This is a genomic window from Stieleria neptunia (genome assembly GCF_007754155.1).
GTDB lineage: Bacteria > Planctomycetota > Planctomycetia > Pirellulales > Pirellulaceae > Stieleria > Stieleria neptunia.
In genome coordinates this window covers 8,887,430-8,914,196 of sequence record NZ_CP037423.1, presented here as the reverse complement: position 1 = coordinate 8,914,196, position 26,767 = coordinate 8,887,430, and the positions used below count along the sequence as shown (strand labels likewise).

Here is a 26,767-nt window from a genome sequence, read left to right as displayed (position 1 = left end):
ATTGAGAAGCCCCTATGGATGGATTGCGATCGCGACGATCGGCAGAATCGCGGTTCCCGTTGCGGACACGATTGTCTGGACCAGGCAATGCGAAACGGCATCGAACGCGTGTTCGTCGTTCGCGTCGTCGGCGCTTGGGGGCGTCGATCGAAACGCTGGAAAGCCGTCGTCTGTTGACGTTCGCGATTGACCTGTTCCAGGACATCAACATGCTCGGCGTGTCGTCGGGGATCGATGACGTGGTTCGGTTCGGCGATGAATCGTTCTTCGTCGCCGATGACGGTATGCATGGAACCGAGCTTTGGAAAACCGATGGGACGGTCGACGGCACGGAGATGGTGAAAGACCTGTTGCCGGGGCCGGACACGTCATCGCCCGCGGAATTGACCGTGCTCGGAAACGAGTTGTTTTTCACCGCATTGGACGAGACCGGCGAAACCGATTTGTGGAAAAGCGACGGAACCGAAGCGGGGACGGTCAAGGTCTTTGATGCCGATGCGGTGGGCGTGTATTACTTGACCGACCTGACCGCTTCGGGATCGAAACTGTTTTTCACCGCGTATCAAGCGGAGTTCGGGGGGCAACCGTCGAAAGGCTACGAGCTCTGGGCTCACGACGGCACGTCGGGGGGCACCGCGATGGTCAAAGACATCAATGCCGACCAACAGGTGATCGATCGTCCGCAAGAGTTGACCGACGTCAACGGCACGCTGTTCTTCACCAGCTACGATTACGGTTACTACAACCGTGAACTTTGGAAGAGCAATGGGACCGCCGAAGGGACGGTGATGGTGAAGGATCTGGGGATTGATCCGGGCACGGATCCCGGCACCGCCGACGACGATCCGACGTTCAGTTCCTATCCCACCTACTTGACCAGCCACAACGGGCTGCTGTTCTTTGTCGCCGAAGACTACACCGACGGGGTGGAGTTATACAAAAGTGATGGAACCGAAGCGGGGACGGTGCGGGTGTTTGATTTGAACCCGAGCGGTTCGTCGTACCCTGAGGAGCTGACTCCGTTCGGGGCAGAGCTGTTTTTTTCGGCCACCGATGGAACCAGCGGACGTCACTTGTACAAGTCCGACGGTTCCGCGATCACGTTGGTCGCCGACACGACACGTGGACTCGGTTCATCCACGCCGATCGATTTTGAAGTCGTCGGCGAGACCTTGTTCTTTGCCGCCAACGGGGTGGTGCCCGCCACGACGATTTCGGTGAGTTCGCCGACGATGACGGCGGACAATTCACGCGTGGCCAATGGCAACTATGCGGGGATCGTCGCCGAGCAGACGACGCCCTACGGCGGAACGTTGTCGGGGTTCGATGATTCGATCCGGTTCAATAGCACGACACAAGGGGGATCCGACAACAATTTGGGTTGGGTCTCGTCGGGCGCCCGCATCGGTGACGCGGGCGTCGGGCTGCAATCGATCGAAGTCGGCGACTTGTACGTCGAAGATATCGACAACAATGGTGAGCTGGCGGTCAACGCATGGGAATGGACGATTGCTGATTCTGACGGTTTGACGAATCTCCGTTTTTCAGGCTTCGCGTCGGGGAACGAATTGACGGATGCGACCGCGTTAAGTGAAGAGGGGCTGTTGTTTGAGTTGTTTCTCAACGGCAACGCGACGCCGACAAGTTCCACGACCGTCTCGGGCCCCGAGCTCGATAATTGGTACCTCGGTCGCGACGCCAACAATGTCAATCTGACCGACCCCGGCGGTGCGTCGGTGACCACCGCAACGGTTCGATTGTCGCTCGGCAATTCGACGTTCCCGGGTTTCCCCGACGGGCCCACCCAAGCGTTTGTCGTCGGTGCGACGTTGTCGGCCGATTTGAGTGCCGGCACGACACAGTTTGCTGACGCCGGTCGCGAATTGCACAAAACCGATGGGACGACCGCCGGCACCGAGATCGTCAAGGACATCGCCCCGACGGGCAGTTCCAACCCGTTTCAATTGACCCAGGTCGGCGACAAGTTGTTCTTTGCGGCCGATGACGTCTTCGGTGATGGATTGGAGCTTTGGTTGTCCGATGGGACCGAAGAGGGCACGATGCAGGTCCTCGACTCGTTGCCGGGCAATGACTTGTATGGCGCCCCGCTGGATGGTGCACCGGTGTTGTTCGGTGAACTGGGCGGCAGTTTGCTGTTTACGACGACCGATTTGGCACGTGACCGTGAGTTGTGGATCACCGACGGGGATCCGTTGAACACCGAAACGTTGGTCAATCTGAATCCATCGACCGATGACGCCAACGTCAGGGATCTGGTTCAATTCGGCACCGACATCTATTTCGTCGCCGATGATGGGCTCAACGGCGAGGCGATTTGGAAAGCGGATACCGTGGCCGGGACGGTAGAATTGTTCGAAGACATTTCTCCCTCAAGCACCGACAGGATCTCGACCCTGACGGTGTACAGCGCCCTGACCGAACAAGTCGTTTTCTACAACAACTCGCTCGGCACCGAGGGAGGCGTTTATCTGACCGACCCGAACGGCCCGACACGCCAGCTGTCCGATCGACGGCCCGTGCCGCTGGATGAAGACGGGACGGTGTTTGTGATCTCCAATGGGCTGATCTACTTCGTGGCCGATGATGGGGTCAACGGAAACGAGCTCTGGAAAAGCGACGGCAGCGGTCCGGCCGAAATGGTCTGGGACTTGATCCCGGGCTCGGCGGGAAGCAATCCGATGGAATTGACGGCGCTTGATAGCTATCTCTACTTCTCTGCCGATACCTCCGCGGAGACCTTGACCGACGGCGTCGACAGAAAGGATATCGGCCGCGAGTTGTTCCGAACCGATGGGACGTCGGTCAGTTTGGTTCGGGACATCAATGCCGTGGTCGATCCGGGCAATCTGAATCGGACGTTTGATTCATCACCGGAGGAGTTGACGGTGGTGGGCAACGCGTTGTACTTCACCGCGGACAACGGCATCAACGGGCGAGAGTTGTGGCGGAGGGACAGCTTGGGAATCACCGAAATCGTTTCGGACATTCGCGGCGGAGGCAACGGCTCGGATCCGGTCGGGTTGACCGATGTCAACGGCACGCTTTACTTCGCGGCCAACAACGGATCAGACGGATTCGAGCCCTACCGGTCCGACGGCACCGGCGGTGGCACCAGCCAGATCGCCAACATCAATCCGGGCGGCGGGTCGAGTAACGCCGGCGGGTTCTTTCCTGCACTCGGGGAGATTTACTTTGCCGCCGAGGATGGAACCGTCGGTGCAGAGCTGTGGAAGACCAGCGGGGTGGCCGGCAACGCGATGCTTGTGTCCGACATTCAATCCAGCGGCGGCAGCGAGCCGGTGCCGCTCTACGACACCGGCAAACGATTGCTTTTTAGTGCAGCCGGTACCACCAACAACGACCGCGAGCTGTGGGCAACCGATGGTAGCGACGCACTCACTTTGTTGGTGGAAGATTTGTATCCGCCCGAGTTCTTCGGCAGCCATCCCGACGAGATCCTGCAGATCGGCGGCAAGTTGTATTTCGCCGCCGAGAATGGTCCTTTCGGACGCGAATTGTTTGTGCTCGAGGAAGTCTCGCCGTCGGTGGTCGACGTGCTGATCGGCGGCGATTCCGCCGCGCCGGTTGAGGAGTTACAACGTTCGACGCTTGATCAGCTGACGGTGGTGTTTGACGGTAACGTCGAGGTGCCGGCCTCGGCGGTTCAACTGATCAATCGTGACACGCAGACGCAGCTGACATCGTTGATCGTCGACAGCCGTTTCGAATTGGGACAGACATTTGTCGAAGTCACGTTCGGCAGCGGGCCATCGGTGGTCGATCGAGACGCGGGCGGGACGACGGGGCTACGGAATTCGTTGGCCGACGGCAATTATCAACTGACCTTGCTCGCCGCCCAGGTCGCGTCGCCGGTCAGCGGATCCGTGATGGCCGGCGACTACGTTCACGGGGCGGTCGAGGCGGATCGTTTCTTCCGACTCTTTGGCGATACCGATGGCGACCGCGATGTGGACGGCCAAGACTACGGACGGTTCGGGCTCTCGTTCCTGCAGCCGATGGGCGTGTCGGCGTTTGAGGAATCGCTCGATGTTGACGGCGACGGTGATGTTGACGGCCAGGACTACGGCCGCTTCGGTCAACGGTTTTTGAAGACGTTGAGTTTCGAGTGAGGGCGGCCCGTCGGTTGGGGAACACTTCGACACCCTTCCAGTACACAGTGGGGAAATGTTGCACCGTGTGACCCTTCGAAGATGGAACGAGCGCGAATTAAACGCGAACACGGCGATTTCGGCGAGCTAGAGTTGGTCACGCCACGCATCCCCTTCTCACCTCTCGCCGGCCACGATGATGTTCGCCCGCTCGATCACGAACCCCCAGCAACGACCGGACCTGATCCGCCGCTGGCGGTGTGGACGGATCGTCATGCAGGCGGGCAAGCTGGTGCGGATCGAACGACGCTGGCTGTGCGGCAGCGTTTCGATGGCGCAGGTCTGGTGGCAGAGTCGTTACGGGCGACCCGACGACGATCTGTGTTGGTTGGATTATCACCAGCCGTTGGGGATGCCGGGATTTTTGACACTGGACTATGTCCGCAGTGGCCGCCGTGCCGGATACCGGTCCTTCGTCGGTGCCTGCCACGTGTTGCATGAAATCGCACGATTGCGGGGCGCGTCGGCGATCGTCGCCCACGTCTCCAACGGATCGATCTCGGACCGGTTCTTGGAGCGAATGGGATGGGAGCAACATCTGCAGCACTGGTCGGGGCGGCACTGGATCCGACGGTTCTATGACGGGTATCCGCAGGCGGGGGTCGAGCGGTATCTTGCTTAGCAACGCACGGAAAATAAGTGGGATAGGCTTCCAGCCTGTCGACGCTGGAATGACAGGCTGGAAGCCTATCCCGCTCGCAGGATCCGCACTTTTTTTCCGTTCGATCCTTCGCTGAACAGCGCCACTTTGACGTGAAATCAAGCTGGTTTGCCAGCTGTTACTGATCGTACTCGTACTCAGGCGTTTCGCGGGTACTCGTACTCGATCCCAGAGCTTCGTCAACGAGGTCAAGTAGCAGTACGAGTACCACTATGTTGAGTCCGAGTACGATGACAGCGATACTCGAACTCAGTAGCGTGTTTTTCCTACCCATTGACCCCGAGTCGTCCCCGCTCCACCCTGCCCCGCATGAATTTTCTCTCCCACGCGATACCGTATCTGGACCACCCGCTGGTGGCGGTCTGCACGGGCGTGCCGGATTTTTTGAGCGTGGTGGACCGCAAAATTCGCGCCCGCGAGCGGATGGCGACGGCGGCACTTGATTCCGACGACGGTGCGGTGCGGGACGTCGCGACCGGGATTTTGCATCACATTCGTGACGATCGTTGGTTTCACAACACGTCGGCGTTCGTCGAGTCCAATTTGCAACTGGCCGTGGGGCTGCGCGATTTGTTGCCCGGTGATCGCGGATTTCGCCCGATGTTCGTCGGGCACATTCTGATCGAGATCTTGTTGGATGCCTTGTGGATTCGGGATCGACCCGAGCTGATCGAGCGGTACTATCGATTGGTCGATGACACGTCGCCCGAATTGATCCAGCGGTGCGTCAATCAGATCACCGGGAAACCGACCGACCGATTGGCCGACGCGATTCGTCGCTACGCCGAAGCCCGGTTTTTGTACGACTACGTGGATCACACCCAGTTGTTGATGCGGCTCAATCAGGTGATGCGCCGTGTCGGTTTGGCCGAATTGCCGGATTCGGTTTTGCCCTGGCTCCAAGAAGCCAGCGAGTTGGTAGAATTCCGGCGTGTTCGATTCCTGACTCCGCCCGACGGATCGACTCTTTTTCCACCCCTTCCCTAGGATGAACGATCAATGAAGTACGGCATGAACCTGCTGCTGTGGAGCGGCGAAGTCACCGAAGCGATGTACCCGGTGTGTGAAAAACTGAAGGCAGCCGGTTTCGACGGCGTGGAATTGCCAATTTTTAATTTGGATCTGGATTACGCCGCGATCGGCAAGCAGCTCGATTCACTGGGGCTGGGGCGCACCGGCGTGACGATTCGCGGCGAGGAAGACAATCCGATTTCTCCCGACGCCGCGGTGCGTCAAAAGGGGATCGAGTTAACGAAGCGGACGCTGGATCTGTGTGCCGCCGCTGGCGTCGAGACGCTTGTCGGCCCCTATCATTCGGCGATCGGGCTGTTCAGCGGTGCCGGCCCGACCGACGACGAATGGAAATGGGGCGTCGACAGCATGCGGCAAGTCGCCGAACACGCCGGCCAAGTCGGCGTGCGTCTGGGCGTCGAAGCGTTGAACCGATTCGAGTGCTATCTGCTCAATTGCCACGCCGATTCGGCGCGGTTTGTGCGTGAGGTCGATCATCCGGCTTGCGGCATGATGTACGACACCTTCCACAGCAACATCGAAGAAAAAAGCGTGACCGACGCGGTCCTGGCCGGCGGCGACAAACTGTATCACATCCACATCAGCGAAAACGATCGCAGCACCCCCGGCAAGGGTGGCGTCAATTGGCAGGAGAACTTCGACGCCATCGCCAAGAGCGGCTACGACGGTTGGCTGGTGATCGAAGCGTTCGGATTGGCGCTTCCCGAAATCGCGGCGGCCACGAAGATCTGGCGGAAGATGTTTTCTGATGAAATGACACTGGCCACCGAGGGGCTGGCGTTCATGAAATCGGAAATGGAAAAACGCCAGTGAGCGAAACGCGCGAGGACCAAGCATCCGTGAACCCGACCGGCGATCCAGCCGGCGCGCCCGCCGTCGTCTTTCTCTCCGGTGACCTGATGTTTGCGTCGCGGGTCCGCGCCGCCGCCGAGGCCGAGGGGTTGGAGTTTCAACTGGCCGCGTCGCTGCCCGACCGCGGTGACATCGGCTACGTGATCGTCGACCTGGCGACGCGAAGTGGTGTCGTCGAGGGATTGATGGATCGGTGTCGTCAGGTCTGTCCGGGCGCGAAGGTGTTGGCGTATGGGCCGCATGTTCAAGTTGCCCGGTTGGACAAGGCCAAGCAGGCGGGGATTCCCGTTGTCGTGACCCGAGGGCAATTTGATCGATCCCTCGGCAATTTATTCGGCGGCGATGATTGACAGCGACGATTGACAACGATGAACATGGGTGACTGCCTGGAACGGGGCTGTGGTTTGGTTCCCGAGTCCGGCGACCTTGAAAGGAGATTTTGATGCCTTCGGTTCTTGCGATTGCCGCCCACCCAGACGATATCGAATATCTGATGGTCGGCACGATGTTACAGCTCGCGCGGCGCGGCTGGGATCTACACTACGTCAACCTCTGTGACGGTTCGCGTGGCAGCACGACGATGGACCGTGAAGCGTGTGCGAAGACGCGGTTGGCGGAGGCCAAGCATGCGTGCGAGAAGATGGGGGCGACGTTTTATGATCCGATCTATCCCGACATGGCTGCGTCCTACAGCTTTGAGAATCTGGCCAAAGTCACGGCGATCGTGCGGACAGCCAAGCCCTCGGTGGTGCTGACCCATTCGCCCTCGGACTACATGGAGGATCACGAGATCGCTTGTCGTCTGGCCGTCAGTGCCGCGTTTTCGCATGGCATGCCCAATCTGGTCAGCGACCCGCCGGTCCCGTCGTTTTATGAACCGGTCACGGTGTATCACTGCCAGCCGGTCGGGAATCGGACCCCGCTTGGCGAATTGGTGATCCCGCATTTTTATGTCGACCATTCCGATTTGATCGACAAGAAAGTCGAGTTGCTCGGTTGCCATGCCAGCCAGAAGGAATGGTTGGATGAAAGCCAGGGGATGGACAGTTACCTGCAGACGATGCGTGACATCAACGCCGAAACAGGAAAGATGAGCGGTAAATTCGAGTACGCCGAGGGTTGGCGGAAACACCTTCACTGGGGATTCTGCGGACCCGATGATGATCCGTTGCGAAGCAGTTTGGCCGACATCATCGTCGAGGCGGATGCGCCGTGACCGCCCCCGTATCAGGGCCGATCGTGATCGCGCACCGCGGCGCAAGCGGCTATGTGCCTGAGCATACGCTGGTGGCAAAGGGAATCGCCCATGCGATGGGCGCGGATTATTTGGAACAGGACGTGGTTGCGACCAAGGACCATCATCCGGTCGTGCTGCATGACATTCATCTGGACACGGTGACCAACGTCGCGCGACGATTTCATGGGCGCAGTCGTCCGGACGGTCGCTATTACGCGATCGATTTCACCCTCGCCGAACTGAAAACGTTGGAGGTCCTGGAGCGGTTTGATCACCGCAACGGGCGGAATGTTTTTTCGGGACGCTATTCCGGCGGCGCCGGCGGGTTTCGGATCTGCACGTTGGATGAAGAGATTCGTTTTATCCAAAACCTGAACCGAACGACCGGCCGCCAGGTGGGCATCTATCCCGAGATCAAGCAACCGGCCTGGCACCGCGAGGAAGGCTGTGATTTGACCAGCATCGTGCTCCAATCGTTGGACCGATTCGGTTATCGAAAGAAGAGCGATCTGTGTTTCTTGCAGTGCTTCGATGAATTCGAAGTCCGTCGGATCCGCGAGGAGTTGTCTTATCAGGGACGATTGATTCAGCTGGTCGGTGACGGTCACGACGCCCGATCGGGCACCGATTACAGCCGGATGAAGACGCCTGAGGGGCTGGCCGATTTGGCGAAGGTCGTCGATGGCATCGGTCCCAACCTAAACTCGGTCGTTCGCTGGGATGATTCCCGGGCGGCGAACGTGACCGATCTGGTGGCCGAGGCGCACCGGTTCGGTTTGGCGGTCCATCCGTGGACGGTGCGGGCGGACGACTTGCCGGCCGGTTGTGCGACGCTGCAGCAATTGATCGACACGCTCCGACAAGCAGAGGTCGACGGTCTGTTCTGCGACCATCCCGATCAAGTCCTTCAGCTGTTGTCGGATTCGGCCAAGCGGTAGGCGGCCTTTCAAAACAGCGACAGGTGAAAAAGGGTCAGGAGCCGATTTGGTAAAATGGGTGGATGCTGTTTGCCTATTCTTCCAAATTGGCTCCTGACCCTTTTTCCGCAGGCCCGAGAAGCCTTGGACAATCGGGCTCGGTCGCCGCGCGAAGCTACTGAGAGAATTCACGCGAGCCCCATTTGATCTTAACGTCGGCGTGGCAGACTTCCGCCTCTTTCTTTTTGGTGCCCGCCGGTTCGCTCCATCTGGTGGATGGCGTGCATCTATTCCCCATGGAATCTCATGTTGACGGAGCTCACTTGATGAAGACTGATTCCCTTGTGTTTTCTTTGCGATCGTCCCGCAGTGCGGTCGCCGGCTTGATGCTGACAGCGGGTTTGGCGGCGGCCGGTGCCGGACAGGTTGCCGCTGATGATGACGAGCGTCGTGATTCATCGCGGCGTGGTCGATCGACGCCACACCACCATCAACCCGAACGCTTCTTTCAGCGTGTGGCAACGTTCCCCGTGTTCTTGAACACCGACGTGGAGTCGGAAACGGTTGCGGAGATCGTGACCAGCACACCGAACGGCAAGACGTTGGTTTACACCGACAGCCAAACCGAAAACATCGGATTTGTTGACATCGCCGATCCGGCCGATCCGATCGCCGATGGCATTGTCGCCGTCGGCGGTGAACCGACCTCGGTCGCGGTCACGAAGCGTTACGCCTTGGCCGCGGTCAACACGAGCGTCGACTACGTCAATCCCTCGGGGTTGTTGCAAGTCATCGATGTTCGCACGCGAACCATCGTCGCAACGCTCGATTTGGGCGGACAACCCGACGCGGTCTCGGTCAGCCCCGACGGCAAGTACGCAGCCATCGCCATCGAAAACGAACGCGACGAAGACTTGGGTGACGGTCGCCCGCCCCAAGCACCGCCGGGATTTGTTGTCATCGTCGATTTAAAAGGTCCGCCAAGAAAATGGACCACCCGCACCGTCGACTTGGTCGGTATTCCAGATCAGTTCCCAGATGATCCGGAACCGGAATTCGTCGACATCAACCGCAAGAACCAAGCCGTCGTCACGCTTCAGGAAAACAATCACATTGTGATCATCGATCTGAAACGCGGCAGAATTGTCGATGATTTTTCAGCCGGAACGGTCGACCATCTGGATCAGATCGACACGCTGGAAAACGATCTGATCGAACCGAACGCATCGCTGAGTGACGTTCCCCGCGAACCCGATGGAGTGGTCTGGATCGACGACGATGTTTTTGCGACTGCCGATGAAGGTGACTTGGATGGCGGCAGCCGAGGCTTCACGTTGTTTCTGGAAAACGGCGTCGACCTCTACAACGCCGGCAATACCATCGAACACATGGTGACCCGGTTGGGACACTACCCCGAAAGTCGCTCGGAAAACAAAGGCAACGAGCCGGAGAATGTCGAATTCGGTCGCTACAGCGGTCGCGACCTGCTGTTCGTCGGTTCGGAACGCTCCAGTGTCGTTTTGGTGTACGATCTCCGCGGCGGACTGAAACAAGTCCTGCCGACCGGCGTCGCACCGGAAGGCCTGCACGCGATCCCGCAGCGAGGGTTGTTTGTGGCGGCCGCCGAAGACGATTCTCGCGGTGACAAATTCCGATCAAGCATTTCGATCTATCGTTTGGGCAAGGACGCGCCGACCTATCCGACGATCGTGTCGGAAAACCGAAACGACGGTTCACCGATTCCATGGGGGGCACTGTCCGCGCTGGCAGCGGATCCGACCGACGCATCGCAGTTGTTTACCGCACACGACAGCTACTACACCAACAGCCGATTGTTCCGTGTCGATCTGAGTCAGACGCTGCCCACGATCACCGACGAAATCGTCTTGACCCTCGATGGATCGCCCGTCGATCTCGATCTCGAAGGTCTCGCGGTTCGCGAGGGTGGTGGATTCTGGGTCGCGTCGGAAGGCGCCGGAACGGTCGGCGATCCCGGTAACCCGTTCGCGACACCCAATCTGTTGCTCAAGGTCGCCGCCGATGGAACGATCCTGGACACCATCACCCTGCCCTTGGAAACGACCTCCAAGCAAGTTCGATTCGGGTTGGAAGGTGTCACGACGACCGGATCGGCGATCGACGGCGACGAATTGGTCTACGTCGCGTTTCAACGCGAATGGGCCGGTGACCCGGACGACAGGGTGCGAATCGGCCAATACGACCCCGCCACAGACTCGTGGGCGTTCTTCTACTATCCGATCGATTTGCCGACCTCGCCCCTGGGCGGCTGGGTCGGTCTTTCGGAAATCGTCAGCCTGGACGACGAGACCTTCGCCGTGGTCGAACGCGACAATCAAGCCGGCAGCGACGCGCGGATCAAACGCATCTATCAGTTCTCGATCCGCGGTCTGCAACCGCTTCCCGAAGCCGACGCACCCGCGTTCCCCGTCGTCCATAAGCGGCTTGTCCGTGACCTGATCCCCGATCTGCTGGCACCCGGCGGAGCGATCATCGAAAAAGTCGAGGGGCTGACGGTCTTGCCGACCGGCAACGCTCTGATCGTCACCGACAACGATGGCGTGGAGGATTCCAACGGCGAAACCCAGTTGATCAACCTCGGTCCGATCTTCACGGACTGAGCCGAGTCAATGCCAACGGGACGCGTCACGGCCTGCCCCCTTCGAATCGGGTCACTCCTTTCCCAAGCCGGCGTCTTACCGGAACCGCAGCAACCGATTCAGAAATCGAACGGTTCTGCCAAGGACGGAAATCGGTTCGGCGGTGATCCTGGCCGAGACATCGGATCCGGTTCGCAATGCGTCTTTGGCGATGGCGTCGGTCGTGTCGAGTTCCACGCGGACGACGTAAGACGTTTCAGTCGGCGTCTCCATCCGCGTCGCCTGTTCATCGTCGCGTCGTTGTCGGTTGTCGTCGACGGTCCATTGTTTCGATGAGATCTCGGCGACAGTACCGGTCAGCGGGTGCGCGGGATCGGATTCCAAGACTAATTTGACCTCGTTTGAGACCTTGATGCGTTGGACCTGGGATGCGGAGACGACCAGTTCGGCATCCCAGTGGTCATCGCCGATCACGGTGAACAATTCGGTGCCGGGTTCGACAAAACAACCGCGGTTTCGGGGCTCCGTCGGATCGCCGCTCCATCGGGTCAGCGTCAGATCGGTCGCTTGGCCCGCGGTGGGTTCCGTCGTCGGTGAACGCCGTGGCGGTGCGATCAAACGTCCCGTCGACGGCGAGCGGATCTTCAACGCCTCACGCCGTCGTCGATGTGTTTCGAGTTGCTGTTCCAATTCGACGAGCACGGATTCGGCGACCGGCAATTCATTGGCGGCATCGGCAAGTTGTAAGCGGCTGGATTTCAACGTCTGGACCAATTCGCGTTGGGACTTCACCCTCGCTTCGGTTTTTGAAAATTGATGGACAACTTCGGCGTTGGACAGCGTCGCGATCAGATCACCTTCGTCCACAGACATGCCGGCCGAGACGGCCAGGTCATCCAGATGACCTCCGGTGGCAATGTAGATCGGTGTCTCGTCGCGGGGCACGACGCGGCCGTCGGCCGATTCGCCGGACGGAAACGGAATGCTTGCGATGACCAGCAGTGTCGCGATCACCAAACCGGAACGGATCAATCGGTTCATGCGAATCTGTCTCCTTTTGCCAGGATGGCGGAGAAACGAAAAGGGCCCACGGAAGCTGGAAACGAGCAACCCGCCGGCGGCGACGATGCACAACACGATGCCGAGCGATTCCAACCGGTAGGGACGCAGCATCAACATCAGAAACCACAAGATCAGCAGCGTGAGTGCCCAGCGATACACGGTCGCCATCACGGCGTAGACGACCAACCAAAACCGTTCTCGGCGGCCGATCGGTTCTTCATCGGTCGCCGCGACGCCGAACGCCAGGCTTGCAGCCAGTCGCGACGTCAATTCACGCGACTTCTGGCCCAGGTTGGGCACATCGCACAGGTCGGACAAGACATAATAACCGTCGTAACGCAGCAGCGGATTGGCGTTGAACAAGACCGTGCTGACGCTGCAAACGACCATCACATTCATGGCCAGCGAATGAATCAGCGTCGGCCCCGTGGATGCCCACAGGAGTGTCGCGATCGATGCCAGTAGAACTTCGGTGCCGATGCCGGCCAGTCCGACCGCGGCGCGGGCGAAACGGTTCGGCAACATCCATGAATCCGACGTGTCGCAATAGAGCGCCGGGGTGAACACCAGCAGCATCGGGCCGATCTGATGGCACTCCCCGCCGAAATGTTTACAGACCAACGCGTGCCCGAGTTCGTGCAGCACCTTGGTGACACCCAGGACGGCGGCCAGGGTGAAAACGCAGCGCAGTTGAAACCACTGTTGCATCGCCGGGAACTCGGCCGCGAAACGATCCCAGTTGGAAGCCAACGTCACGATCGCCGCGACCGCCAGGAGCGACATCGCCGCCACGCCCGCGGCGCCCAGCAGCGGCCGGACCAGTGGATACAAACGCCTGAGCAGCGGTTCGGGGTCGACCCCCGGGAACCGCAAGAACAGAATGCTCGAGAATTGTTGGGTGATGCGTCGTCGTCGATCGGACTGTCGTTTCTCCAACAACCGATCGCCCTGCCCTGCCCTGTCCGAGAGGGTCAACCCCAGTCGGTGAAAACGAAACAGCAGATCGTTTAATTGTGACAGCGAGAGTTTGGCCGGGCGGTAGCGTGCCTCGTACTGGTCACGCAGGGATTCGAGCGAGACGTCTGGACGCAGACGATCCAGCACGAACCACTCGTCGTCGCGCATGCGGTGATACTTCATCGCGATCGGGTCTTTGACGACGACCGCGGAATCGTGTTTGTGATTGGTTTGAACGAACACCAGATCCGGGCGTTTGCGCAAACCGATCGGTGAATTCGCGGAGCTTTGCGATCGGCGGTCACGAAGCGGCGTCAGCGTCATCGTTTCGGTGTCATCGCACGTAAAAGAGAAGGTTGCGATGGACGAAATCACTGACGTCGCCGAACCAGCTGCCCAGCAGCGAGCGTCGCCCGCAATGGATCTTGGCCGTCGCTTCGACGCCGTTGTGCGCATCGGCCGATGCAAACGTTTGCGTGCCGAATCGGTGATCGGCGTCGTCTGGTTGATGGTCTGGTGGATCCACCGTTGCGACGGCATCGATGACGGTCAGGCCCTGTGCGTTTCGCCTCGCCACGCCGGCGACGGACTGAAGTGTGGCGACGAAGGTTGATTCGGGGTGGGACGCTGCGGCGAATTCGACTTTCGGAGCTTCTACCGCGGTCGATGCGCGACGGATTTCGGCCGCGTCTTTGTCGGGGATTTCAAGCCGCAGCTGCCAGGGGCCGTCGGTGCGAACGATGCTCAGCAAATGATTGCCGCGCGCGACCGGCCGGTCGGACAGTTTGCGTTTCAGTTGCCACGCCGAAACGACGCCATCGATCGGAGCGGTGATTTCCAGCTCGGAGAGTTGGCGGCGGACAAGGTCCAGCTGGCTTTGCAGGTTGTTCAGCTCGCTTTGCAGTTGGCGTTGTTCGATCGCCATCCGACCGGATTGTTTGGCATCCGTGGCGGGATCCAGCAGCATCGATCGGATCGATGTCAGGCGTTGCGCGGTCGTCTGGATTTCACCCGAGAGAGATTCGGCGGTGGATTCCAAGTCGGCGTTTTCCAGACGCATCAACACGTCACCGGCGGAAACCCGCTGGCCGTCGCGAACAAGGATTGCTTTGACGACTCCATCGGTACGCGCGAAGACGTTTTGTTGACTCGACGGCTCGGCAAATCCCGTCGCAATGATTTTGTGATCGACCTGGATCACCGTTGCCGCGATCAGCAACAGTGCCGTCGCCACCAATCCGAGCGTGGTGTAAGGCAGTCGACGCCCGCCGATCCAGTCGCCCAGGGTTTTCAGGACGCGTAGGCCGAAGATGCGATGGTGCTCGCGAGCATTCGCCAGCGCCACCGCGGCTTCGGCAGCGACGTCGCGCATCGCCGCGGTCGGTTCGACTTCGGCGTCTTCGGCAAACGATTCCAGCAGCAGCACCCCGATCGGTTCGGCGTCGCTGGTCTGGTCGTCGGTGTAATCGCCGCGTGAAGGTTCGGTAACGTCGATCGCGGATGAGCGATGTCGATTGCCGTGGGACGCGTTGGACGCGCGGGGCTGATACAGCGGCATGACCCACACCGAGGCGACGTCGGTTTCTTCCAGATAGTCATCAAGCGGATCGGCCAGCTGTGGCGGCAGGGGGGCAGAAGAAGGCAGCTTGATGGGACGGCCCAAAACGAGGGCCCGCTGGGCAAGCGTCTCCGCGGCGGCGATCGCGTTGGCCCGTCGATCGACAACGGCAACGCCGCTGACCGATTCCACGCGCAGCCGCGACCTTTTGGCCACCAAAACCGTGACGCGATCGAGCGACAGCACGCGCCGAGATTCATTGGCGATGCGATAGGCGGTCCCGGTGACGTCCAAATCACGGTGGAAATGACGCAACGCGCGCTCGTCACCGGCCGCGCCCCCGTTCCTCGGCAGCTTTCTCGCGGCGTGATCGTCGCGGAAGCCATGAAGTGCGATCCGGCAGCAGCGGGCCGATTCGGCCAAACGTTTCAGCTGACGGATTTGAACGGCGACGTCGGGGAGCTGGCGATCGGCGTAAATCAGCAAGACGGCGCAGGGGACGTGTCCGTCGGTCAAGCGAACGTGCAACCCGCGGGCTCGATTGCCCGTACCAGGCTCGGTCGATTCGAACGCTCGAGCGGGAGTATCGGAAAGCGGCGAGTCGGGTGGTGGCTGCAACGGCAGATCGCAAGCGGTCGCGGCCGAAGTGGACGACGCCAGCAGGTTGCCGATCTGTGTGGCGTCAAGCCGCCGGGTCAGCTCCGCATCGGAGCCCAGCAACATCGGCGCGGGCCAGTTGGGGTGCGTGACCGCGACGGCATCTGCCGAAAACGTTGCCAGCCATCGGCCAGCCATCTGTTCCAGGAATTCGGTCGGGCAGGAGGATCGAGCGGCGATCGAGAGCATGGTGGCGGAAATCGAATCCGCGGGATCGCGCGGCTGCAGCCGCCGATCGACGAGGTCGTCGGGAAATGTCGCGGTCCGGGGGGATGGATCTGCGGGGGGAGAATCGGAATCCGCGGCGCCGTCGGGTGATTTCGTTGAACTCGGCACGGGGGGGCAACAATCGCAGTGCGGGAAAAGGACGTCGAAACGCTATGAAACTAATCGGATGACCCCGCAAGACGCGAATTGCCGCGGGAGCTTCCGCAACGAATTCTAAACGGGGGGGCTGGTGACGTGGGATGTTCGGGTCGGGAGGAAGGCGAAGAATCGCAAAAGCAGGGAATTCCGATTTCGACGTTGTAAGAGAGCGATCCCCGTCAGGTAGTCCCAGCGGAGGAACGTGCCGACTGTCAGTCTCGGTTCGGTCGCTATACTGTCTTGCACGATCGCACGCTTGGTTTTTTGCGCCGTCACTGCCGGTGGCCGAGTGGACCGAACTTCAAAATTGAGACAGACAGGGTGAGCGAATCTCCTGTGACGCGAGCGACGCTCCTTTTGAGGCTTCGCGACGCCAACGATCACGAGGCATGGAGCGATTTTTTGCGTGACTATGGCCCGATGCTCTACCGATTCGTTCGCAGCCGGGGGCTGCAAGACGCCGATGCCGCAGACATCGTGCAAGACGTCTTTCGACGGGTCGGTTCGGCGATCGGGCGATTGGAGTATGACAAGGAAAAAGGCGGCTTCCGTTCGTGGTTGTTCACAATCACCCGGAATCGGCTGTACACCTATTTTGAAAAGCGAAAGAAAGCCGGACCCTCGGGAAATGATACGGCTCAATTGGAATTGTTGTCCCAAGCTGCTGACGACCGAAACGAACTCAGCGAGCAGTGGGAATTGGAACACCTTCGTTCACTTGCTGCGATCGCAATGAAAATCGTCGAAGAAAACTCGGATCCCAAAACTTGGTCTGCCTTTCGGATCACGGCGGTCGAAGGCCGTACGGCTGCCGAGGCGGCGAAGGAATTGTCGATGAGCACCGGCGCGATCTACGTCGCCAAAAGTCGAGTGACCGCGCGGCTGCGTGCCGAGATCCAGCGGCTGGAACAAGAAGAGGAAGCGCAATGACAGTCTCAGCTTGCCCGACCAAGACGCAATTGAAAGCGTTGGTGGGCGGTTCGTTGCCGGAGGCAGAAGCGAGTGGTGCGACCGAGCACATCGGGGGCTGTACGCATTGCCAAACGGTTCTCGAGTCGGTCGAGATATCTGGCCGTTCGATCATGCAAGGTGACGCGGCGAAGGACGTGCCGATCGAGGATCTCGTCGGCCGAGCGGTCGGGGCGCTGCCGCCGAGTGATTCGGCGTATTGGAAGGCCGTCGCCGCGGTCTCGGGCAGCTTTCCGAGCCGGGATACCCCGAACGCCGATGCCAACATCACACAGGTGCCGCCGGGTGTGGATGTCGGATCGGATCAGGCCCCGACGCCATCGGATCAGACCCCGACGCCATCGGATAGAGACATGACGCCGACGATCGAAGCGGCCAGTCCGGTCACGTTGCCGTTTCTCAAAAAGTCCGACGACCCCGCCTACATCGGTCGCCTGCATCACTTCGAAGTTTCACGGGTGATCGGCCGAGGCGGCATGGGGATCGTGCTGGAAGCCTTCGACACGCACTTGCAACGCAACGTCGCGATCAAGGTGCTCAATCCCGAGTACGCCAAGAACGACGTGGCCCGTCAGCGTTTTTGTCGCGAAGGCCGCGCCGCCGCAGCGATTTCCCACGAACACGTCGTCGCGATGCATCAAGTCGCCCGCGAGGATCAAGGGGAAGTCGCATTCCTGGTGATGCAGTACATCGAAGGCGTGACGCTGGAGAAACGACTGCAAGAGGAGAAGCCGTTGCCGCCGGCGGAGGCCGCTCGCATCGCGATGCAGATCGCTGCGGGATTGTCCGCCGCCCACGGACGCGACATGGTGCATCGTGACATCAAGCCGGCGAACATCTTGATCGAATCGGGAACCGATCGCGTCAAGTTGACGGATTTCGGTTTGGCACGTGCGACCGATGATGTCCGCTTGACCAAGACCGGGATGGTCACCGGAACGCCGCTGTACATGTCACCCGAACAGGCCACCGGGGCGACCGCGGACGAGAAGAGCGACCTGTTCTCGCTCGGTGCGGTGCTTTACGAAATGCTGACTGGCGTGTCGCCCTTTGAAGCCCCATCGATCGTCGGTGTGATGAAACGCATCATGGACGAAACGCCAAAGCCGCCGGTCAAGCTGAATTCAAAAATCCCCTTGCCGTTGTCCGAACTGACGATGGCGTTGATGGACAAAAACCCCGCGCGGCGCCCCGAGTCGGCCGCCTTTGTCGCCGAGACCCTGGCCGAAATCGTGACCAGTTATGGCCCAATTTCACCGTTGCAAGTCCCGGCGGTTGCCAGCACGTCGAAGAAACTGCGACGCAGCGGTTCGCATCGACTGGTTTCCCGCAACGCGCTCCGCGCCGCTTGGGCGGCCGGACTGATCGGGATCACCAGTCTGTGTGCCGCGATGATTTTTCTGGCAACGCGAGACGAACCGGCCGCGGTCGCACCAGTTGATACCGGTCCGGTGTTTCCGTCCGTCGTCCTGGGCGGAAACCCGGGAACGGTTTGGGCGGTGGACTTCGATCCGACGGGCCAAAAAGTGGTCGCCGCGATCGAAGACGGCAGCGTGCGGTTGTGGGATATCCAACAGCAAAAGGTGTTGCGAAGCTTTGACGCCCATCGCGGCATCGTTTGGATGATCCAGTATCACCCGAGCAAGGACATCGTCGCGACCAGCGGCAACGACGGCATGGTTAAAATCTGGGATTCCGAGTCGTTGGAATTGCTGCAGGAATGGGATGCCCACAGTGCCGTCCGCAAGATCGCCTTTTCACCCGACGGCAGACGGATCGTCGCCGGCGATCACGATGGCGTGATCCACACCTGGGACATCGATTCCGGGCGACCGCTCGCCAGCGTGACCCAGCCGGGGTCGATCTACAGTGTCGATTGGTCACCCGACGGACGCTTGATCGCGTCGGTCGGCAGCGACAAGATCGTGCGGATTTGGGACGCCGAAACACTGGAGACGCGGCAGACGATGCTCGGTCACGAAGGCCCGATCTACAATGTCAAGTTTGCACCCTCGGGAAGCCAAGTGGCGACCGTCGGTTGGGGCAAGTCGATTCGTATTTGGGACACGGCGACGGGGCTGGAAACACGTCAGCTGGAAGGCAGCTGCGGTGACAACTGGAGCGTCGCGTTTTGCGGCGATGGAACGCATGCCGTCGTCGCCAGCCAAGACGGAAAGTGCCGGATTTGGGACCTGGCCAGCGGCGAGCTGGTGACGTCACTGTCCGGCCACGAATCCGCCGTGCACAACGTTTCCCTGGATCCGGTCGCCCACCAAATCGCCACCAGCGGCCGCGACGGCACCATCCGCGTCTGGGACCTGAGCGGGTTGCAGGAATAGGATTGCGTGTCCGGAACGTCGAGGGGGCACGTTTCTCCAGCACGCGGATCGGCAGCAATTCGTTCGTCAATCGATGGAGTCCAAATGTGTTTTTATCTTCCTCTTGAAAAGCGATGGGATGTCGATCTGCCGATGGATTGGACGGCTCGACGGTTTGATCTATTGGACGAGATCGAGACTCTGATGGTTGAATCGGAAGATTTTTGCGATTCATCGATCGGTGGAGACGACGCCGCAATCGGAGCGACCGTTGGTGTCTAGCCTTGAGAGACCGTCCAGCTTAAGACGATCGGCTTTTCGAGTACGATGGCCCTTCCGGGCCGTCGTCCGCTGGACTCCCGACGACGACCTAGAAAGGACGTCGTACTGGCATGCACAGCATGCCCGACGCGGTTAGGCGTGCCGGTTATGCGCCAAACAGAGAGGCGCCAACACGATCCGGCTATACGGCATCAACACCGCAGTCGCCGTCACGCAGTGCCACAGAGCGACGTGATCACTGGGCATCCATCGCCAGGCGATTCCTGCGACAAAGAACGTGCAGGCGAGATAGCCGACGAGCAGTCCGACGACGGTTCGCCGTTCGGCCAGACCGGAGCGATTGAGCAGCACGGTCGCGAAGACGACCAGGAGCGTTTTGGTCGCTGCCAACCAGGGTAGCAACCTTGGCAGTTGGGCGATGCACTGCCACGCCCACCGCGTCCAGGCTTCCCAATCGGGAAACTGCAAGAACTGGAACAAGAACCAGCTGAACGCGGCGAAGGCGACGGTAAATTTCGCGGCGATCATCCAGTACACGAATCGTTTCTCATCCGTTGAACTCGCTGCAACGTTCCACGTCGTTTGGCGGATGACCAGCAACGTCGCGACAAGGACGGAAATCCCGGCGAGTCGCGCGAAGGCGTCGGGAGCGTCGAATTGCGATCCGATCACGCGCTGCCAAGCGTCAATCATCGGTGCACTGGCGCCGCTGGTGTGCCAGATCAGCATCACGATCGGAACCCCCAGCAGCGATGCAAACCAGATCGCCGTGGTGATCATCTGGTGCGTCCAGACAATCGTCGTCGTCCGGATCGGCGCCATCGCGAGCGTGTGCGGCAGAAAGTTCGCGTGCAGCCCCGACAGTTTCCATTCGTTCAAGAAGATCCCTGGAAACAGAAACACGACCACCAGGAAGACAAAGGTGTCGGTTCCGGTCTGGCTGAAAAGGGAGAAGAACAGCACGATCAGCAACCAACTGGCGGCGACGATCTTTGCCCCGAACTCGGCGAGTTTGACCGCTTCAAATCGCAGCAGTGCGGCGATCGGTGAGATCTTGGCGGGGTGCTTCGGTGGTGTCGCCGATGATGCGGCCGCGGCCACGGCAGGCGATGCGGTTTCCGCAGACGCCATCCACCCGCGCGACTCACTGATTCGTCCGGCGACTTGGCAACGTGCCAATCGCACGGCGCGCAGCGCGAGCAATGTCAGCGCCGCGTAGGTCGAGAGTCCGATGATCCAAGCGGCGGTGATCGAGGTTGGATCCGACGGCATGTCGGAGCGTTCGTTGGCGAACGCGAGTGAAACCGATGCGATCAGCCACGCGTAGGCGGGGATGAACAGGATTCCGATCAGCGAAAGACGTGTGTAGGTCCAGCGAAACGGTTGCCAAGTGACCAGACAGGCCAGAACATACAGCGTCGCAATCCCCACCGCAGGAATGAACCAACGTTCCAGCGGGATTCCGACGACTCGGGCCGTCAATGCAATCGCGCCGCAAACAGCGAGCGTCCACAGTGTTTTCAGACCCAGCGGGACGGCGGCGAGTTTCCAGGTCCGGACCGGCATCCGTAATAACCAAGGCAGGTATCCCGTCGCGCCGCCACCGATGTCGCCTTGGTCGCTGAAGTCGAACAAGGCGAAGGTGATCCCGAGCAGCGGAAGCGAGAACATCACGACGATCGAAACGGCGGCGCGCTGGCCGGTCGCCGTGCCCCCGGCCTCGCTGAGGCTGTAGAGGACAGTGCCGAGGTGGATCACAAGCATGTAGACGATCGCGATAGTCAGCACCGTCCTGCAGCGCGCGATCGACAACCTGGTCAGTGCCATGATTTCAGACATGTTGAATGCCCTCCGCTTGCGTCGACGCTGCTGCCGCCGAGGGCCGGCGCACGCGACCGGCGAACCAACGGTGAACCGTCGCCGGTTCTTGACGCACCAATTCCCAACGCGATCCGTGAGATTCGATCGAGGTGGTCGTCGATGCCGACGCTTCATTTTCGGAGTCCATCAACACGGACCATTCCGACGCGTCGCCCGTGCCGCCGAACGAGCCCGGGATCTCGGGCGGACGCGACGATGGTGTCTCCGTGCGATAGAAACACTCGGTGTACCGTTCGGGCAAGGTCGCCGCCGGAATCGATTCCAACAGGACGCCATCATGGATCAACGCGATGTGATCGCAGACCCGATCGATCTCTTCGAGCAGGTGGCTGGAAAACAACACCGTGCGGCCTTCGTCGGCCACGGTGCGAATGATCGCTTCCAGAATGTCGGCCCGCGCGATCGGATCCAAACCGCTGCTGGGTTCGTCCAAGATCAGCAGTTCCGGTCGGTGCGCGATCGCCGCCAACAGCGCCACGCGGGCACGGCCACCTTTGGAAAGCGACTTGAGTTTGGCGGTGGTCGATAGACCGAACATGTCGCACAATTCGCGCGCATACGAGTCCGACCAAGTCGGATAGACCGTTCGGCAGAAACTGGTCAGGTCGCTGATTCGCATCCATTTCGGCAGCGAGTCCTCTTCGGTCATGTAGCCGATCCGAGCGAGCAGCTTTTCCGGGTGGACCGTCGGATCCTGGCCGAGCACGTTGACGCTTCCGTGCAACGCTTTCAAGGAACCGATCACATGTTGGATCAGTGTCGTCTTGCCTGCCCCGTTGAGACCGACGAGCCCGAAGACGGACCCGCGCGGGATCTGCAAGCTGACATCGATCAGTGCCTGCGTTCCGCGAAAGGCCCGCGAGAGTGACTCGATGCGTACGGCAAAATCGTCGGCGGAAGTCATGGGCGTTGTTCCTTTCGTTGAAGGGCTTGCTGGCGGGATGCGATCAATTCATCCAGTTCGGCCGGGGCGGCACCCAGATGGCTGGCGAGCACGAGCAGTTTGTCGATTTCGGGGGTGAGGATTTGCCGACGGCGTGTGCGGCTGAGTGTTCCCGAGGTTTCTGCGACGAAGGTCCCGGTCGTGCGTCGCTTTTCGACCAGCCCTTCATGTTCCAGCTCGCGGTAGGCGCGGGCGATGGTGTTCGGGTTGACCTTCAGTGATTCGGCAAGCCCACGGATCGTCGGCAGTTCGTCACCGGCCTTGAGCTGCGAAGAGAGGATCCGAAAGCGAATCTGTTCGACGATCTGCTGGTAGATCGGCTGGCTGCCGGATTGGATTTGGATCAGCATGATTGCACCTTTGTATTAATGCAATGATACAAGGGGCGGCGTCGGTGTCAAGGGTTGGTGTGGCGCTTCGGAGGCGAGCAGGAGAGGGATGGCAGAATGATTCGGGGCAGGATGATGGGGGCAAGACGATGGGGGCAAGACGATGGGGGCAAGACGATGGGGGCAAGACTGGCGCCCAATGCCATCGACGTTGACGTCACGTGCGGTGTTTTTTGTTAGCGGTAGGGCGCGAGCCCTCCGGTCATTGACGGTGATTTTTAAAACGCGACCGGACGGCTCGCGGGCTGTCGATTCAGTCGGGATCTGCTGAGTCAATAGTGAGCCGCTGGCCGTAAGGCCTCGGGCTTTCGTCGCAGTGCCCGGCCGCTTACGCGTCGCGGCTCACAAAACCGACAGCCCGCTCGCGCCGTTCCGCTAACACCTTTCGAGCCGAGGTAGATGGCATTGGGCTGACGCCACATGCTGGATCGCGAGGAATCGCGGACGAACCGTCCCGGGTTTCGGACGGTGGCGGTGAGATTTAGACTGGTGGCGGTATTCCGTTCGGAATGCGCGGCTGAATCCTCCCCCATCAACGCACCAGCGTCCCACGCATGTCCTCTGACGACCAAACGCCTGATCCACCCGAATCCGGCCAGCCCGGCCAGCCCGGCCAGCAGCCCAACCCGCCGCTGCGGGCGCGGGTGCCCGATCACGTCGCCGGGGGGACGTTCAGCACCGGTGCGATCGTGATGACGGGACCGAGCGAGTACATCGTCGATTTTTTGCAGACGATCGGACGTCCGCACAAGGTGGCCGCGCGGGTGGTGATCCCCCATCCCGTGATGCCGCAATTCATCGAGGCGTTGACGACCAACTTGGAATTGTATCGGGGGCGGTTCGGCGATCCGCATACGCCACCGCCGCAACCGCCCAATCCGGACGCACGTCGGCCGAGTCCACAAGAGATCTATGACGATTTAAAGATGCCCGACGAGGTGCTCAGTGGCACCTACGCCAACGGCGTGATGATCGGGCACGGCGCGACCGAGTTCGGACTGGATTTCCTGACGAGTTTCTTTCCGCAATCGGCGGTCAGCGCGCGGGTCTTTGTCGCCGCCGGCCAGGTGCCGCGTCTGCTGGAATCGCTCAAGGGGGCCGTTCGTCAGCTGGAGCAGCGCCGGCAGGGGTTGCCGCCGACCGATCCGCCGCCTGCCGCTCCGCCGGCATCCGATCCGCCACCGTCTGGCCCGCCACCGGCTGGCCCATCGGATTCAAACGGTAGTTAGGACGCGATGGCAATTTCAGATGATCTGCCGCTGATGCGCGGTTTAAGTGGAGCCCCGATCCCAGACTCAATGCCGTTGGTGTTGGCCAGTGGTTCGCCCCGGCGGGCACAATTGTTACGGGCGGCCGGGTACGAGTTCACGATCGATCCGGCCAGCGACGATGCCGAGTGCGGGGTGTGCAGTCGCGAAACGGCGCCCGAGTTGGTCGCGCGCTACGCGTACCGCAAGGCGGAAAGCGTGGTGCGGCGACACGCTCGGGCGATGATTTTGGCCGCCGACACCGTCGCCTCGTGCGGGGGACAGATTCTGGGAAAACCGCACAACGAGGAGCACGCCGCGGAGATGCTGCGCACGCTCAGCGGCCGTCGGCACGACGTGTTCACCGGCGTTTGCCTTTGGTCCTCCGGCGAGTCTCGCTGCATCGTCGACGTCGTTCGCACCGAGTTGCAGATGGAATCGCTGTCCGAAACCATGATTCGAGAGTACCTCGACACGCTGTTGTGGGAAGGAAAAGCGGGGGCGTTCGGATTTCAGGACGGAAATGACTGGATTGAGATCGTCGGTGGGGGCAGTGAAAGCAACGTTGTCGGGCTTCCAATGGAGCGGCTGAAAGAATTACTGGAAAATTTCCACTCAGTTGCCGAAACCATAGATGCCAGACAATCGGAAACGCCTACTTCAAACGAGTGAGATTTGGTAAAGTTTGACGGTGGTATGCCGATGGCCCACATCGACTCTCACCGAATGGTCCGAATTGATGATTCATAATTTTCCCGCCGTGTCGTCACGACGCAACGCCATGCGTTTCATTGCGTGGTGCTTGCTCGTTTGTTTTGCCGTCCATTGCGATTTCGCGATCGGGCAGATTGAATCCCGCACGGTTTCGTCACGACAGACTTCCGCCGCGCCGTCATCTTCGGGTGAAAACTGGGCGGAGAAAATGTTCAAGACGACGAGCCACGATTTCCGCACCGTCGGCCGGGGGGCGAAGTGTGAGTACTTGTTCGATTTCACGAACCTGTATCAGGAAGACGTTCACATCGCAGCGGTCCGTTCCAGTTGTGGATGCACGACGCCGACGGTCACGCAAAACACGCTCAAGACGCATGAAACGGCTTCGGTGGTGGCCCGTTTCAACACCAGCACGTTCATCGGCCAGAAATCGGCGATCGTGACGGTCGTGATCGATCGGCCCTATTACGCCGAAGTTCAACTGAAAGTCAGCGGATTCATCCGCACCGATGTCACGTTTGATCCGCCCGAAGTCGCGTTCGGGGAAATTGCCTCGGGCGCCGAGACTCAGCAGGACATCGTGATCACGCACACCGGCAATCGCGATTGGCAGATCACCGATGTGCGCAGTTTTTGCGACGACTTGGAAGTCCAACTGAGTGCACCGCAGAAATCACCGGGGATGGTGCGTTACCGGATGCGGGTGAAGGTCTTGGGATCGATGCCCGAGGGCGATGTGCACGAACGATTGACGTTGATCAGCAACGACGTCGATTTTCCGACGACGGAAATGTCGATCAACGGACGGATCCGACCGTCGTTGAGTGTTTCGCCGTCGGCGGTCAGTTTCGGGACCGCGGAACCCGGGGCGACGGTTGAAAAGCGATTGGTGATTCGGGGAGACGAACCTTTTGCCATCAAAGACATCGTTTGCGCCGATCAACGGTTTGAGTTCACGACCCCCAGCGGCAGCAAAAAATTGCACTTCGTGACCTTGCGATTCAACGCGGGGGCGAACGAGGACCGCGTCGGCCAAGAGATTCAGATCAACACCGATCTGGATGGCGGCAAATCGGTCAAGTGCATCGTCACCGGCGTCGTCAGCGGTTGATCCGGTTCACAGCGGCGACGGTCAGGCGGCTTTGCGGGAAACAGGTTGGGGCTGATGCGTCGGGAATTCGATGCACGTCGCTTCATTCGACGCCGCTTCCACGGAGCCGGTTTCGACGCTCCCATTCGCGAATGCCATCGCCAGGGATTCGACGCCGGAGAACGCCAGCAACAGATAGCCGAACAGCTCGGCAAATTCTTCCACCGCTGCCTTGGTCGTTTCAGGCGATGGACTTACTCCGCCGGCGGTCCACAGGTGGGGAACATCGAACGCTTGGCAGAGGGTGCAAATGTAAATGCCGGCGATCGCGAAGATCGTCATCGAAGGCGTCCGCAGCAGCGCCGCCGACTCGCCGACGAGCTGTTTTCGGCCGCGCACCAAGGCCGCAATCGCCACGCCCAGCAGCGGTGCTCCGGCCAGGTACTTGTAGGCATCGTCAAAGAACACCGATTCGAACCAGGAATCGCATTCACGCGCCGCGGCGTAGCCGACCAGGCAGCCACAGAGGACCAGCAGCGTACGTCCGACCGGCATCTGCACGGCAGCGATGAACAGGCAACCGGAGGTGAACAGGGCCATGACGACCTGGGCCAGTTCGACGGGACCGTTTTCACGTCCGACGAACTCCACGCCGTTGCCACGGACCGCCAGCAGGATCAATTGACAGACGGCAGTGGCCACCAGGGCGTAGACGAGCAAGCGGACGGGATAGTCGAGTTTTGCCTCGCGTCGGCGGGCCGGTTCGTCGCTCCGCCCGCCGTTGTTTTTTCGCGAATTTTTCATGGAACCTTCCTTGGTTGACCGGT

21 protein-coding genes are annotated in these 26,767 nt (G+C 60.3%); 14 read left to right on the top strand and 7 right to left on the bottom strand.

The annotated features are described in order from the left end of the window. The first annotated feature begins 14 nt into the window (after window positions 1–14). The 8 genes from Enr13x_RS31080 to Enr13x_RS31045 all read left to right on the top strand — a co-directional run bounded on the left by Enr13x_RS31080 (window position 15) and on the right by Enr13x_RS31045 (window position 11,528). Window positions 15–4,151 carry an ELWxxDGT repeat protein gene (locus Enr13x_RS31080; RefSeq protein ID WP_145390823.1) on the top strand — a complete coding sequence of 1,379 codons (4,137 nt, stop codon included), beginning with the start codon at window positions 15–17 and terminating at the stop codon, window positions 4,149–4,151. A 175-nt stretch (window positions 4,152–4,326) separates the two neighbouring features. Continuing rightward, a complete protein-coding gene (locus tag Enr13x_RS31075; protein ID WP_145390822.1) occupies window positions 4,327–4,812 on the top strand; it encodes a hypothetical protein in 486 nt (161 codons plus the stop codon). Window positions 4,813–5,160: 348 nt separating this feature from the next. Continuing rightward, on the top strand, window positions 5,161–5,838 hold the full coding sequence (locus Enr13x_RS31070; RefSeq protein ID WP_145390821.1) for a hypothetical protein: 678 nt from the start codon (window positions 5,161–5,163) through the stop codon (window positions 5,836–5,838). Between the two features lie 12 nt (window positions 5,839–5,850). Then, window positions 5,851–6,696 (top strand): sugar phosphate isomerase/epimerase family protein, encoded by an 846-nt coding sequence (locus Enr13x_RS31065; protein WP_145390820.1) that lies wholly within the window; start codon window positions 5,851–5,853, stop codon window positions 6,694–6,696. Continuing rightward, the gene (locus Enr13x_RS31060) at window positions 6,693–7,085 is read left to right on the top strand and encodes a histidine kinase (protein ID WP_231743883.1); all 393 of its coding nucleotides are present in this window, start codon (window positions 6,693–6,695) and stop codon (window positions 7,083–7,085) included. Before Enr13x_RS31065 ends, Enr13x_RS31060 begins: the two co-directional genes overlap by 4 nt. A 92-nt stretch (window positions 7,086–7,177) precedes the next feature. Beyond that, window positions 7,178–7,951, top strand: coding sequence for a PIG-L deacetylase family protein (locus tag Enr13x_RS31055; RefSeq protein ID WP_145390819.1), 774 nt, complete (start codon window positions 7,178–7,180; stop codon window positions 7,949–7,951). Continuing rightward, window positions 7,948–8,910 (top strand): glycerophosphodiester phosphodiesterase, encoded by a 963-nt coding sequence (glpQ, locus tag Enr13x_RS31050; protein WP_145390818.1) that lies wholly within the window; start codon window positions 7,948–7,950, stop codon window positions 8,908–8,910. The genes Enr13x_RS31055 and glpQ overlap by 4 nt, the downstream gene beginning before the upstream one ends. A 305-nt stretch (window positions 8,911–9,215) precedes the next feature. Then, a complete protein-coding gene (locus Enr13x_RS31045; RefSeq protein WP_197455475.1) occupies window positions 9,216–11,528 on the top strand; it encodes an esterase-like activity of phytase family protein in 2,313 nt (770 codons plus the stop codon). 75 nt (window positions 11,529–11,603) lie between these two features. Here Enr13x_RS31045 and Enr13x_RS31040 read toward each other — a convergent pair whose 3' ends face one another. Next, window positions 11,604–13,850, bottom strand: a complete 2,247-nt coding sequence (locus Enr13x_RS31040) for an HlyD family efflux transporter periplasmic adaptor subunit (RefSeq protein WP_197455474.1) — start codon at window positions 13,848–13,850, stop codon at window positions 11,604–11,606. Between the two features lie 10 nt (window positions 13,851–13,860). Beyond that, window positions 13,861–16,077, bottom strand: coding sequence for an efflux RND transporter periplasmic adaptor subunit (locus Enr13x_RS31035; RefSeq protein ID WP_145390815.1), 2,217 nt, complete (start codon window positions 16,075–16,077; stop codon window positions 13,861–13,863). Between the two features lie 351 nt (window positions 16,078–16,428). On the opposite strand from Enr13x_RS31035, the gene Enr13x_RS31030 reads away from it, so the two are divergent. The 3 genes from Enr13x_RS31030 (at window position 16,429) to Enr13x_RS38410 (ending at window position 19,676) form a co-directional block, all read left to right on the top strand. After that, window positions 16,429–17,037 (top strand): RNA polymerase sigma factor, encoded by a 609-nt coding sequence (locus Enr13x_RS31030; protein ID WP_145390814.1) that lies wholly within the window; start codon window positions 16,429–16,431, stop codon window positions 17,035–17,037. After that, window positions 17,034–19,415: a WD40 repeat domain-containing serine/threonine protein kinase gene (locus Enr13x_RS31025; protein WP_145390813.1), complete on the top strand. Its 2,382-nt coding sequence runs from the start codon at window positions 17,034–17,036 to the stop codon at window positions 19,413–19,415. Before Enr13x_RS31030 ends, Enr13x_RS31025 begins: the two co-directional genes overlap by 4 nt. Before the next feature lie 84 nt (window positions 19,416–19,499). After that, window positions 19,500–19,676, top strand: coding sequence for a hypothetical protein (locus Enr13x_RS38410; protein ID WP_197455473.1), 177 nt, complete (start codon window positions 19,500–19,502; stop codon window positions 19,674–19,676). A 132-nt stretch (window positions 19,677–19,808) separates the two neighbouring features. On the opposite strand, the gene Enr13x_RS31020 is transcribed toward Enr13x_RS38410, so the two are convergent. Genes Enr13x_RS31020 through Enr13x_RS31010 form a run of 3 tightly spaced genes read right to left on the bottom strand, consistent with a single transcriptional unit; the run spans window position 19,809 to window position 22,850 of the window. Then, window positions 19,809–21,515 (bottom strand): hypothetical protein, encoded by a 1,707-nt coding sequence (locus tag Enr13x_RS31020; RefSeq protein WP_145390812.1) that lies wholly within the window; start codon window positions 21,513–21,515, stop codon window positions 19,809–19,811. Then, window positions 21,508–22,461, bottom strand: coding sequence for an ABC transporter ATP-binding protein (locus Enr13x_RS31015; protein ID WP_145390811.1), 954 nt, complete (start codon window positions 22,459–22,461; stop codon window positions 21,508–21,510). Before Enr13x_RS31015 ends, Enr13x_RS31020 begins: the two co-directional genes overlap by 8 nt. After that, window positions 22,458–22,850: a GntR family transcriptional regulator gene (locus Enr13x_RS31010; RefSeq protein WP_145390810.1), complete on the bottom strand. Its 393-nt coding sequence runs from the start codon at window positions 22,848–22,850 to the stop codon at window positions 22,458–22,460. The genes Enr13x_RS31015 and Enr13x_RS31010 overlap by 4 nt, the downstream gene beginning before the upstream one ends. Before the next feature lie 593 nt (window positions 22,851–23,443). Between Enr13x_RS31010 and Enr13x_RS31005 the strand changes: the two genes are divergently transcribed. Next, the gene (locus tag Enr13x_RS31005; protein ID WP_145390809.1) at window positions 23,444–24,118 is read left to right on the top strand and encodes a DUF3467 domain-containing protein; all 675 of its coding nucleotides are present in this window, start codon (window positions 23,444–23,446) and stop codon (window positions 24,116–24,118) included. Between the two features lie 6 nt (window positions 24,119–24,124). Further along, window positions 24,125–24,808 (top strand): Maf family protein, encoded by a 684-nt coding sequence (locus tag Enr13x_RS31000; RefSeq protein WP_145390808.1) that lies wholly within the window; start codon window positions 24,125–24,127, stop codon window positions 24,806–24,808. 72 nt (window positions 24,809–24,880) lie between these two features. Here Enr13x_RS31000 and Enr13x_RS39195 read toward each other — a convergent pair whose 3' ends face one another. Then, window positions 24,881–25,066 carry a hypothetical protein gene (locus Enr13x_RS39195; RefSeq protein WP_145390807.1) on the bottom strand — a complete coding sequence of 62 codons (186 nt, stop codon included), beginning with the start codon at window positions 25,064–25,066 and terminating at the stop codon, window positions 24,881–24,883. Here Enr13x_RS39195 and Enr13x_RS30990 point away from each other — a divergent pair. Beyond that, on the top strand, window positions 25,059–25,961 hold the full coding sequence (locus Enr13x_RS30990; RefSeq protein ID WP_145390806.1) for a DUF1573 domain-containing protein: 903 nt from the start codon (window positions 25,059–25,061) through the stop codon (window positions 25,959–25,961). The genes Enr13x_RS39195 and Enr13x_RS30990 overlap by 8 nt on opposite strands. Before the next feature lie 21 nt (window positions 25,962–25,982). Here Enr13x_RS30990 and Enr13x_RS30985 read toward each other — a convergent pair whose 3' ends face one another. Further along, entirely contained in the window at window positions 25,983–26,744 is a 762-nt protein-coding gene (locus tag Enr13x_RS30985; RefSeq protein ID WP_145390805.1) for a hypothetical protein, read from the bottom strand. Window positions 26,745–26,767: the final 23 nt, after the last annotated feature.